The organism is Pseudomonas sp. UBA7500 (genome assembly GCF_002478435.1).
Classification (GTDB): domain Bacteria; phylum Pseudomonadota; class Gammaproteobacteria; order Pseudomonadales; family Pseudomonadaceae; genus Aquipseudomonas; species Aquipseudomonas palmensis.
The window spans coordinates 159,321-170,742 of record NZ_DLNW01000001.1 but is presented as its reverse complement, the minus strand read 5'-3'; the positions used below and the strand labels follow the sequence as shown (position 1 = coordinate 170,742).

General features: G+C 63.8%; 12 protein-coding genes. 9 read left to right on the top strand and 3 right to left on the bottom strand.

Annotated elements, in window-relative coordinates; genetic code table 11:
* Nucleotides 1-14 precede the first annotated feature (14 nt).
* From B4I46_RS00725 to B4I46_RS00715, 3 genes are all read right to left on the bottom strand, one after another.
* Nucleotides 15-989 carry a FecR domain-containing protein gene (locus B4I46_RS00725; protein WP_043864520.1) on the bottom strand — a complete coding sequence of 325 codons (975 nt, stop codon included), beginning with the start codon at nucleotides 987-989 and terminating at the stop codon, nucleotides 15-17.
* Nucleotides 990-993: 4 nt separating this feature from the next.
* Nucleotides 994-1,524 carry a sigma-70 family RNA polymerase sigma factor gene (locus B4I46_RS00720; RefSeq protein WP_043864521.1) on the bottom strand — a complete coding sequence of 177 codons (531 nt, stop codon included), beginning with the start codon at nucleotides 1,522-1,524 and terminating at the stop codon, nucleotides 994-996.
* A gap of 84 nt (nucleotides 1,525-1,608) precedes the next feature.
* A complete protein-coding gene (locus B4I46_RS00715; protein ID WP_043864659.1) occupies nucleotides 1,609-2,049 on the bottom strand; it encodes a PACE efflux transporter in 441 nt (146 codons plus the stop codon).
* A gap of 99 nt (nucleotides 2,050-2,148) precedes the next feature.
* Here B4I46_RS00715 and B4I46_RS00710 point away from each other — a divergent pair, with 99 nt between their 5' ends.
* The 9 genes from B4I46_RS00710 to B4I46_RS00670 all read left to right on the top strand — a co-directional run bounded on the left by B4I46_RS00710 (nucleotide 2,149) and on the right by B4I46_RS00670 (nucleotide 11,391).
* Nucleotides 2,149-3,039 carry a LysR family transcriptional regulator gene (locus B4I46_RS00710; RefSeq protein ID WP_286898040.1) on the top strand — a complete coding sequence of 297 codons (891 nt, stop codon included), beginning with the start codon at nucleotides 2,149-2,151 and terminating at the stop codon, nucleotides 3,037-3,039.
* Nucleotides 3,040-3,183: 144 nt separating this feature from the next.
* On the top strand, nucleotides 3,184-5,064 hold the full coding sequence (locus B4I46_RS00705; protein ID WP_058541318.1) for a methyl-accepting chemotaxis protein: 1,881 nt from the start codon (nucleotides 3,184-3,186) through the stop codon (nucleotides 5,062-5,064).
* A gap of 155 nt (nucleotides 5,065-5,219) precedes the next feature.
* Entirely contained in the window at nucleotides 5,220-6,005 is a 786-nt protein-coding gene (locus tag B4I46_RS00700; RefSeq protein ID WP_043864524.1) for a sulfite exporter TauE/SafE family protein, read from the top strand.
* Nucleotides 6,006-6,483: 478 nt separating this feature from the next.
* On the top strand, nucleotides 6,484-6,810 hold the full coding sequence (locus tag B4I46_RS00695; protein WP_043864525.1) for a DUF485 domain-containing protein: 327 nt from the start codon (nucleotides 6,484-6,486) through the stop codon (nucleotides 6,808-6,810).
* Nucleotides 6,807-8,465 carry a cation acetate symporter gene (locus tag B4I46_RS00690; RefSeq protein WP_058541320.1) on the top strand — a complete coding sequence of 553 codons (1,659 nt, stop codon included), beginning with the start codon at nucleotides 6,807-6,809 and terminating at the stop codon, nucleotides 8,463-8,465. Before B4I46_RS00695 ends, B4I46_RS00690 begins: the two co-directional genes overlap by 4 nt.
* An 84-nt stretch (nucleotides 8,466-8,549) precedes the next feature.
* A complete protein-coding gene (locus tag B4I46_RS00685) occupies nucleotides 8,550-9,818 on the top strand; it encodes an OprD family porin (protein ID WP_043864527.1) in 1,269 nt (422 codons plus the stop codon).
* A 134-nt stretch (nucleotides 9,819-9,952) separates the two neighbouring features.
* The gene (locus B4I46_RS00680; RefSeq protein WP_286898034.1) at nucleotides 9,953-10,255 is read left to right on the top strand and encodes a type II toxin-antitoxin system HigB family toxin; all 303 of its coding nucleotides are present in this window, start codon (nucleotides 9,953-9,955) and stop codon (nucleotides 10,253-10,255) included.
* Nucleotides 10,256-10,259: 4 nt separating this feature from the next.
* Nucleotides 10,260-10,649, top strand: coding sequence for a helix-turn-helix domain-containing protein (locus tag B4I46_RS00675; protein WP_043864529.1), 390 nt, complete (start codon nucleotides 10,260-10,262; stop codon nucleotides 10,647-10,649).
* 37 nt (nucleotides 10,650-10,686) lie between these two features.
* The gene (locus tag B4I46_RS00670) at nucleotides 10,687-11,391 is read left to right on the top strand and encodes a hypothetical protein (protein ID WP_078479613.1); all 705 of its coding nucleotides are present in this window, start codon (nucleotides 10,687-10,689) and stop codon (nucleotides 11,389-11,391) included.
* Nucleotides 11,392-11,422: the final 31 nt, after the last annotated feature.

Here is an 11,422-nt window from a genome sequence, read left to right as displayed (position 1 = left end):
ACGAAAAATATTTTTCAGGTGGTGAGGGGTTCGATGCTTACCCAGTATTTTGTGCGCCGCTCGACCCGCACCGGCAGGGTCTTGCCGATGGCGCGCAGAATCTGCTCGGTATCGTCGAGCTTGAAGGTACCGCTGATACGCAGGCTGGAAACCTCGTTGGCACAGTTGAGCCAACCGGGGCGATAACGCCGCAGCTCGGCGATGAATACCCCCAGCATCTGGTCGTTGGCAATCAGCAGCCCCCTGCGCCAGGCATCGCGGTCGGGCTCCAGTGGCGAGCCAAGCACGAACTTGGGGTGTGAAAACCGCACCTGATCCCCGGCATCGACCACCGCCCCCCCCATGCCATCGCGCGGCATCACGCCCACCTGGCCCTGGTACACCGCCAGTTGCGTGCTGCTGGCGTCGCTGTCGCGGCGCACCAGAAAGCGCGTGCCCAGCGCTTCGACGGTGCCGTTGACGGTCTGCACCCGCAACGGGCGCCCGGCCTTGTCGGCGGCGCTGGTGATCATCACCTCGCCCTGGCGCAGTACCAGCAGGCGCTGCTGGTTGTCGTAGCGCACATCCAGGGCAGTGTCGGTGTTGAGTTCGAGCCGGGTGCCATCGGCAAGGGTCAATGCCTGACGCTTGCCGACGCGGGTATGGTAGTCCGCCGTCCACGGCCCGCTGCTCAGCTCTCGGTAGCCGGCCCAGCCCAGGCCGCTGGTGCCGGCCAGCACCAGTATGCCCTTGAGCACGCCGCGCCGCGGGATCGCGGCAGGCTGCCCGGCGATGTCCAGGGTACGCCCGGCCAGCCCGCCAGATAGCTGGCCAAGCCGCTGCTGAACCTGGACGACCTGTTGCCAGGCCCAGCGATGCTGGTCGTGGGCGTCCAGCCAGGTCTGCCACGCTTGCCGGTCGGTATCATCCACGGCATCAGCATTGAGGCGGGCGCGCCAAAGCGCAGCCTGTTCCAGCGCGGCGCGCTGGAGAGGGTCGAGAGTAGCCATGGGGTCACGAGTCGGCTTGCAGGCTGTACAGCGTACAGTGGTGAAAGGCCTTGGCGATATAGCGGGTGACCGTCACCTCGGAAACCCCCAGCTCCTCGCCGATCAGCCTGTAGGTCATGCCATCGAGCTGCGACAGCAGAAAGGCCCGGCGTATGCGCGGGCCGAGCCCCGCCAGCATGGCATCCAGCTCGCACAGGGTCTGCAGCAGGATCAGCCGCTCCTGCTCGGATATCTCCACCGCTTCGGGCTGCTCGGCCAGTGCCTGCAACCAGGCCCGCTCGAGGCGGGCACGGCGAAAGTAGTCGATCATCAAACGCCGCGCGATGGTGGCCAGGTAGCCGCGTGGTTCGCGTACCGCGCCGAGCCGGTCGCTGGCGTCCGGGGCGCTGAGCACCCGCACGAACACGTCCTGCATCAGGTCGGCCGCCAGGTGCCGACAGGCCACCCGCGGACGCAGCCAGCCCTGCAACCAGCGGTGGTGGTCCTGATAGATACGGCTGACCTGTTCGCGCAACGCGGGATCGGGAGTGGACATGGGCGACCGGGGGTACGAATGAGAATTCCTATCATTCTATGCCTAGCCGACGCTCAGAAGCAAAGCATCGCGGGCCTGCACGACCTACACGGCGGGCGATACCTGTGCCGATGCCGAACTCGGCAGCCCGAACACCCGATCGAACAGCCAGTTGTAGAGGAACGTGTAGCAGGGGATCAGGATGATGAACGCCAGGTCCACCACGAAGGCCTCCCACAGCGAAATCCCCAGCCACCAGGCAATCAGCGGGATCAGGTACACCACCAGGGTCAGCTGGAACCCGATCGCGTGCGCCACGCGCCGGGCCACGCTGCGCCCCCGTGTGGCCTGGCGGCTCTCCCAGTACTCGAACAGGGTGTTGTAGATGAAATTCCACACCATCGCGATGGTGGTGATCATCACGGCCAGCGGCCCGGTGTTGCTGGGCGCGGTGCCGGACAGCAGCGCCAGCCCGAGTGTCGACAGGCACAGCCCGATACCTTCATAGGCCGTTACATACACCAGCTTGCGTTTCAGACCTTGCACCTTTTCACCCCTCGGCAAATCAAATTCGGCCGGCAGGATGCGTCAATTTTCTTGACAGAAAAAGTCAGCAGCTATCAGATCTACTGAAAGGAGAGGCTGATGAATTTTTCCAGCGACACTATCGAACTGTTTCTTGCGGTGCTCGACCGCGGCTCGTTCTCGGCTGCCGCCCGGGCATTGGGGCGGGTACCCTCGGCAGTCAGCATGGCCATCGCCAACCTGGAGGCGGAGCTAGGCTTTGCCCTGTTCGAGCGTACCCACCGTGAAACCCGCCCCACCCCGCTGGCTCTGGCGCTGGAGCCCCATGCCCGGCTGATCGCCGACCAGCTGACGCAGCTTCAGGTGCACGCCATCGAGCTTTCCCAGGGCCTGGAAAGCACCCTGGCCATCGGCGTGGTGCCCGACATCGATCACCAGCCGCTGTTCCAGGCCATCGGCCAGATCAGCCAGCGCCACCCGCTGCTGCAGGTGGAGGTGCTCAGCGCCCCGCAGGAAGATGCGCTGCACCTGCTGCACGAGGGTCGCGTGCAGCTGTGCCTGGCGTTTGCCGGGCTGACGGTCGACCCGCGCCAGCGCTTCGAACAGGTCGGCATGGAGTCGCTGACCGCCACCCTCTCGCCCCATCACCCCGCGCTGGGCGAGCAGGTGCGCTACCTCGAAGACCTGGTCAACGTGCGCCAGATCGTGGTGGCCAGCCGCGATTTGCCGATGCTCGACCCCCGCGTGCTGATCGGTGCCTCGCACTGGCGCACCGACAGCCTCAGCATGGCCATCGAGATGGTCGAGGCCGGGCTTGGCTGGGGCGACTTCCCGCTGTCGCGCATTGCCCCGCTGCTCAACGCCGGGCGACTGGTGCAACTGGATTTTCGCAACACCCGCAATGAACTGCGCCTGCCGGTGCATGCCTTCTGGCTCAAGCAGCAGCCGCTGCAACGCGCTGCCCAGGAGCTGGTGAGGTTGCTGAGACAGACCGCAGCCCTGGCCGACTGACCCCGCGTCAAAATGGTACGTAAATATTTCGTGGTTTCAGCCGATACCTGAAAGGTCAGTCGCGTGCAATTCACGATGGCGGTGCTCACAAGGCTCCGACCCGTGACGCCGTCACTTCCCCTATCTGGCTAAAGGTCTCGAAACATGAACCTGAAATTTCGCCACAAGATCCTGCTCAGCGCCGGCGCAGTCGTCGTGCTGGCCTTTGCACTGTTCACCCTCTACAACGATTACCTGCAACGCAACACCATCCGCCAGAACATCGAATCGTCGGTCAACCAGGCCGGCGCGCTGACAGCCAGCAGTGTGCAGAACTGGATGAGCGGGCGCATCCTGGTGCTGGAAAACCTGGCCCAGAACATCGCCCATCAGGGCGCCAATGCCGACTTCCCCGGGCTGGTCGACCAGCCCGCCTTCACATCGAACTTCCAGTTCACCTATGTGGGCCAGACCAACGGCGTGTTCACCCAGCGCCCGGACGCGAAAATGCCCGACGGCTACGACCCGCGCCAGCGTCCCTGGTACACCGCCGCTGTCGCCGCCGGCAAACCCATGCTCACCCCACCCTACCTGGCGGCTGTCGGCGGGCTGGTGGTGACCATTGCGATGCCGGTCAAGAGCAACGGCGAACTGGTCGGCGTGGTGGGCGGCGACCTGAGCCTGGCCACCCTGGTGGATATCATCAATGCCGTGGACTTCGGCGGTATCGGCCACGCCTTCCTGGTCGACCGCGACGGGCAGATGATCGTCAGCCCGGACAGCGACCAGGCCATGAAGAACCTCAAGGACATCTACCCCGGCAGCAACCTGCAGGTCGCCGCCGGCCTGCACGACGTGACCCTCAACGGCGAACAGCGGATCATCTCGTTCGCCCCGGTCAGCGGCCTGCCGTCGGCCGACTGGTACATCGGCCTGTCCATCGACAAGGCAAAGGCCTACGCCCCGCTGAGCCAGTTCCGCACCTCGGCCATCATCGCCATGCTGATCGCCGTGGCCGCCATCGCCGGCCTGCTGAGCCTGCTGATTCCGGTGCTGATGCGCCCCCTCACCACCATGGGCCGCGCCATGCAGGACATCGCCCAGGGCGAAGGCGACCTGACCCGGCGCCTGACCGTGGAAAACAAGGATGAATTCGGCGAACTGGCCGGTGCCTTCAACCAGTTCGTGGAGCGCATCCATGCATCGATTTCCGAAGTGGCCTCGGCCACCCGCCAGGTGCACGACCTGTCGGAACGCGTGATGAGCGCCTCCAACGCCTCGATCATCGGCTCCGAGGAACAGAGCCTGCGCACCAACAGCGTGGCCGCTGCAATCAACGAACTGGGCGCCGCCACCCAGGAGATCGCGCGCAACGCCGCCGATGCCTCGCAACATGCCAGCGGTGCCAGCGACCAGGCCAACGATGGTCGCCAGGTGATGCAGGAGACCATCAGCGCGATGACGGCGCTGTCGCAGAAGATCAGCGAGTCGTGCGAGCAGATCGAAACCCTCAACGCCAGCACCGATGACATCGGCCAGATCCTCGACGTGATCAAGGGCATCTCGCAGCAGACCAACCTGCTGGCACTCAACGCCGCCATCGAGGCAGCACGGGCCGGTGAAGCCGGTCGCGGCTTTGCCGTGGTGGCCGACGAAGTGCGCAACCTGGCGCACCGTACCCAGGAATCGGCCGAAGAGATCCACAAGATGATCACCACCCTGCAGGTGGGGTCGCGCGAGGCAGTGCACAACATGAACGCCAGCCAGGTGTCCAGCGAGCAGAGCGTGCAGGTCGCCAACCAGGCCGGCGAACGCCTGACCAGCGTGACCCTGCGCATTGGCGAGATCGACGGCATGAACCAGTCGGTAGCAGCCGCCACCGAGGAACAGACCGCCGTGGTCGAGAGCCTGAACCTGGACATCACCCAGATCAACGTGCTCAACCAGCAGGGTGTGGCCAACCTCAACGACACCCTCAAGCACTGCGATGACCTGGCGCGTCAGGCCGGGCGCCTCAAGCAACTGGTAGACAGCTTCAAGATCTGACCCCCGCCCTCGCCCATCGGCCGCCCAGGCGGTCGATGGCACCCTCGCCTGCTGCGTTACGGTTATAAACTAATAACGAACAAGTCTATTTGGCTATAAAAAAACCTTTATGCTGGCGCCATCCGATCACGGGCTCGCTGGGTGTTTAGGTATTTATGGATGTAGGTTCTTTTGGTTTCACCATCGCAGGCCTGGTTGTTGGGTTCATTGTCGGCATGACCGGCGTTGGCGGTGGTTCGTTGATGACCCCGATCCTGCTCTGGTTCGGCATCAACCCGGCCACTGCAGTGGGCACCGACCTGTTGTATGCGGCCATCACCAAGGCCAGTGGCGTCTGGGTGCACAGCAAGCAAAAGAACATCGACTGGAAGATCACCGGGCTGCTGGCCATGGGCAGCGTGCCAGCGGCGGCCTTGACCCTGTGGTTTCTGAGCACCCTGCATACCGACACCCAGACGCTCAACGGCGTGATCAAGCAGGGCCTGGCGGTGGTGCTGATCCTCACGGCGCTGGCCATCCTGTTCAAGTCGCGGTTGCAGGCGTTTGCCAGCAAGCACGCCGGTGACCGCTACCACCTCAGCGAACGCAGCCTCAACGCCCTTACCGTGGTCACTGGCGTGGTGCTGGGCGTGATGGTGTCACTGACCTCGATTGGCGCGGGCGCCCTGGGCACTGTCGCGCTGTTTCTGCTGTACCCGTACCTGGTCACCCGGCGCCTGGTGGGCACCGAGATCGCCCACGCCGTACCTCTGACCCTGGTCGCCGGCCTGGGCCATGCGAGCATGGGCAACATGGACTGGTCGTTGCTGGGCTACCTGCTGCTGGGCTCGTTGCCGGGGATCTACCTGGGCAGCCACCTGACCGGGCGCATTTCCGACAACGTACTGCGCCCTTGCCTGGCGGGGATGCTGTTGCTGATCGGGTACAAGCTCGCGTTCTGAGCGCATCTTTCCGACAGCGCGTCGACGCCATTCGCCGGCAAGGCCGGCTCCTACCGTGATCATGTAGGAGCCGGCCTTGCCGGCGAAGCTTTTTATGACGCAACGTATAGTAGTATTACTATACGTCGCAGGTAGTACTTCCATAACAACCCGACATTGTTATATAAGATGCCCGGAGCCATCTGCGCTGCCGCCACCGACAAGGGGGCAGCTGACATCAAGAGCTAACAATCAGCCAACGGGTGCCACACATGTCGAATTCTCACCAGGGCCTCGCCCCTGCCTGTACGAGCCTGCTCAACCTCGGCTCACCCCCGCGCACATTACCCCGCCCCGCGACCTGATCGCGGCGCGCCGGCGCCTGCCCCACAGCATTTACCGTCTGGCTGCGAGCCCTGCCCGCCGCCCTGACGCCCCACACCCGCAACAAAGTCGATGGCCCGCCCCAGGCAATAAAAACAACAAAGGAGCCCCACCCATGACGCACGCCCCAACCGATCACGCGCAGAGTTGCGACCGCATCCGCGCCAACCCCAAATTCCAGCAACTGGTGCGCACCCGATCGCGCCTGGCCTGGTCGCTCAGCGCCGCAGTGCTGGGTGCCTACTACCTGTTCATGCTGGTGGTGGCGTTCTACCCGCAGGTGCTGCACACACCGCTGGGGGACGGTCGCCAACTGACCCTCGGCATTCCCGTGGCCTCGGCACTGATCGTGCTGTCGTGGCTGCTGACCGGCTGGTACGTGCGCAGCGCCAATACCCGCTTCGACAGCCTCAGCGCACAGGTACTGGAGGAGTCGAAATGAACCGCACCGCACTGCTAGTGCTGAGCAGCCTGCTGCTGACCCCGGCGGCTTTCGCGGCGCCGCTGGTGGCCGACAAACAACCGGTCAACCTGCATGCCATCGCGATGTTCTTCGTGTTCGTGCTGGGCACCCTGGCGATCACCTGGTGGGCCGCGCGCCAGACCCGCTCCACCTCCGACTTCTACACCGCCGGCGGCGGCATCAGCGGCTTCCAGAACGGCCTGGCGATTGCCGGCGACTACATGTCGGCGGCCACCCTGCTGGGCCTGTCGAGCCTGGTGTTCGCCAAGGGCTACGACGGCTTCATCTACACCGTGGCGTTCTTCGTCGGCTGGCCGATCATCACCTTCCTGATGGCCGAGCGCCTGCGCAACCTGGGGCGCTACACCTTTGCCGACATCGTGTCGTACCGCCTGGACCAGACCCGCATCCGCACCTTCGCCGCCTTCGGCTCGCTGACCGTGGTGTGCTGCTACCTGGTGGTGCAGATGGTGGGTGCCGGGCAACTGATCAAGCTGCTGTTCGGCCTGGACTACAGCACCGCAGTGATGGTGGTGGGCGCCCTGATGCTGGTGTACGTGATCTTCGGCGGCATGATCGCCACCACCTGGGTGCAGATCATCAAGGCCGTGCTGTTGCTGGCCGGTGGCACCACCCTGGCGCTGCTGGCCATGGCCGAGTTCGGTTTCAGCCTGGAAACCCTGGCCAGCCGCGCAGTGAACGTGCACAGCACAGGCTGGAGCATCATGGGCCCCGGCTCGATGCTGGCCGACCCGATCAACGCCGCGTCGCTGTCGCTGGGGCTGGTGTTCGGCATCGCCGGGCTGCCGCATATCCTGATGCGCTTTTTCACCGTGCCCAACGCCAAGGAAGCACGCAAGTCGGTGTTCTACGCCACCGGCTTCATCGGTTTCTTCTTTCTGGTGGTGATGGTGCTGGGCTACGCGGCCATCGTCATCGTCGGCACCGACCCGCAGTTCTACGTGGACGGCGACCTCAAGGGCGCGCTGATCGGTGGCGGCAACATGGTCGCCATGCACCTTGCAAAGGCAGTGGGCGGCAACCTGTTCCTGGGCTTCCTGTCGGCGGTGGCCTTCGCCACCATTCTTGCGGTGGTGTCGGGCCTGGCACTGGCCGGTGCGTCGGCCATCTCCCATGACCTCTACGCCACCGTGTGGAAAAAGGGCACCGCCAGCGAAAAGGACGAGATGCGCGTGACCCGTATCGCCACCGTCGGCCTGGGCATCATCGCGATTCTGCTGGGCATCCTGTTCGAGAAGCAGAACGTGGCCTTCCTGGTGGGCCTGACCTTCGGTATCGCCGCCTCCACCAACTTCCCGGTGCTGATCATGGCCATGTACTGGAAAGGCCTGACCACCCGCGGCGCGCTGGCCGGCGGCTTTGCCGGGCTGATCACCGCGCTGGGGCTGGTGATCCTGTCGCCGGCGGTGTGGGTGTCGGTGCTGGGCAACGCCCAGGCGATCTACCCCTATGACCATCCGGCACTGTTTTCCATGCCGCTGGCGTTCCTGGTCACGGTGATTGTGTCCAGGCTCGACCGCAGCGCCCGCGCAGCCCGCGAACGTGCCGCCTTCGACGACCAGTTCGTGCGCGCACAGACTGGCCTGGGCGCCGCCACCGCCGTCAGCCACTGAACCACTGCAACCCCTGTCACGGGCCGCTACGGCGGCCCGTGCGGGCATCGCTGCACCTCATAAAAACAAAAAAGAGGATTTACCATGCACCGCACTTTCCCACCGTTCAGCCTTGGCCTGCTGGCCACGGCAACACTCGCCGGCGTTTGCAGCACGGCCAACGCGGCCTTTGTCGATGACAGCAAGGCCAGCGTGGAACTGCGCAACTTCTACTTCAACCGCGACTTTCGCCAGCACGAGGCCCCGCAGTCCAAGGCCGAGGAATGGGCCCAGGGCTTTGTGCTGCGCTACGAGTCCGGCTTTACCGAGGGCACCCTGGGCGTTGGGGTGGACGCCATCGGCCTGCTCGGGCTCAAGCTCGATTCCAGCCCCGAACGCAGTGGTAGCGGCCTGCTGCAGCGTGACCGCGAGGCACCGCGCCGTGCCCAGGGCGAATACAGCGAGCTGGGCCTGACCGCCAAGGTGCGCGCCAGTCACAGCGTGTTGAAGGTCGGCACCCTGATACCCAGGCTGCCGGTGCTGATGCCCAACGACTCGCGCCTGTTGCCGCAGACCTTTTCCGGCGGGCAGTTGAACGTGCAGGAGCTGGAGAACCTGAACCTCGACATCGGCCGGCTGCGCCAGGTCAACCAGCGCGACTCCACCGACTACGAGGACATGGGCGTGACCACGGGCGCGGCAAAAAACATCGTGGCCCGGCGCAGCGACAGCGATCGCTTCGACTTCGCCAGCCTTAGCTACAAGTGGACCGACAGCCTGAGCACCAGCTACAGCTACGGTGCGCTCGACAACCTCTACCGCCAGCACTTCGTGGGCCTGAACCACACCTGGGCGCTGGGCGAGGGGCAGTCGCTCAAAAGCGATATCCGGTTCGCCCGCTCCAGCGACGACGGCGCCAGCAACGTCGACAACAAGGCGCTGGGGGCGATGTTCACCTACGGCATACAGGGCCACGCCTTCGGTGTGGGCTACCAGCGCATGCGCGGCGACACCGGCTTTGCCTACCTCAACGGCGCTGATGCCTACCTGGTGAACTTCGTGCAGATCGGCGACTTCGCCAACAAGGACGAAACCTCGTGGCAGGCCCGCTACGACTTCAACTTCGCCAGCGTGGGCCTGCCGGGGCTGACCTTCATGACCCGCTACCTGCGCGGCGACGGCATCGACCTGGGTGCGGGGCGGCCTGATGGCAAGGAGTGGGAGCGCGACACCGATATCGGCTACGTGGTGCAAAGCGGCCCGCTGAAAAACGTCGGCGTGAAGTGGCGCAACGCCACGGTACGCTCCACGCATTTCGGCAACGACCTGGACGAGAACCGGCTGATCCTGTCGTACACCGTTGCACTCTGGTAATTGAACATTGGCCATTCGCCGATAACACTCAGGCGTTGCTCGTGGTCCAGAGGGCAACGTCTGACGTCATCAAGCGACGAACAACTGGAAGTCTCGCTTGAAAAAGTCCCACCTTGGGACCAGAATGGGGCCTTATGAGAATCATTGCCATCAGTCACCTGAAAGCATTTTCCGAGAACCATCCTGCATCCAAGCAACCCTTGCTCTCATGGATTGACGAAGCCAGGCAGGCAAGATGGTCCACGCCTGCGGATATCAAGGCGCAGTTCGGCAATGCCAGCATCCTCAAAAGTCGCAGAGTGGTGTTCAATATCAAAGGCAATGACTATCGGATCGTGGCTGCCGTGGCCTATCGCTTCGAAGCCATCTACATCAAGTTTGTCGGTACTCACGAACAATACGATGGCATTGACGCCGACACCGTTGAGATGGAGTGATCCTGTGAACATTCACCCAATTCATACCGAGCAGGACTACAAGGCCGCGTTGAACGCAGTGTCCGAGCTGTTCGACAACGAGCCGGAACCCGGCACGCCCGAAGGTGATTACTTCGATGTCATGGTCACGCTGATAGAGGCGTATGAGACCAAGCAGTTTCCGCTCGACCTGCCCGACCCCATCGAGGCTATTCGCTTCAGAATGGAGCAGTCCGGCCTGAGCGCCGCCGACCTGGTACCGGCAATCGGCCGGAAGAACCGGGTCTACGAAGTACTCAATGGAACGAGAGCGCTGACACTGCCGATGATATGGCGGTTGCACGAAATGTTCGGAATTCCGGCGCAAAGCCTGATAAAACCTCGACAAGTACAGGGCGTCGACACTACACGTTGACTGCTTGCGCAGAGCTATCGAGCCAGGGAGGCCCGGCATGTTGCACGTTCTGTTCCACCGCTTTTCTCTTGCCCTTGCCCTGAGCGCCCTGCTCGTCGCCTGCGTGCCCTACCCGCGAGAGCGCCCGGCCTATGCCGACCTGTGCGAGTCGCGCCAGGTGTTCGAGGTGCCGACCGCGCACGGGGTCAAGACCTTCTACCTGTACACCTACCTCTACGACCATGCGCTGATGTGGAGAGATCGACCCTACACGCAGGGTTACTTCAGCGTGCCCCACGGCTCGCCACAGCGCGAGTTCTACGTGCAGGTGATCGGCTTCAACAAGAATCGCCAGCAGCCTCTCAAGCCAGGGTCGGGCGAAGCGCCTATCCCCATGCTGTACGACAGCCGCAAGGCCTACCTGACCTTCGAGAATGGCCAGCGCCTGGCGGCCCGCCCGGACCTTTACCTGGGCGCGTTGAACAACGACTTCCCGCTTTCGGGCAAGGACTACGTGCGCCCCTCACCGTTCGACATCAACAGTGACGAGGTACACCGGCGCATTCCCAAGCTCACCAACAACAGCCGCTATGGCTCGGTCTACGTCGCGTTCAACACCCCGGACTTCAACGCCGACGCCAAGTGGACGATCAACCTGGGCACGTTGGAAATCGACGGGCAGTCGGTTACCGTGGCCCCACTGCAACTGTGCCACCACCCGAAAAAATCCTGGATCGGCGTCGAGCCGTTGATGCGGCCCTGAGCCCCGGTCCACTTCACGCCCACATTCAGCG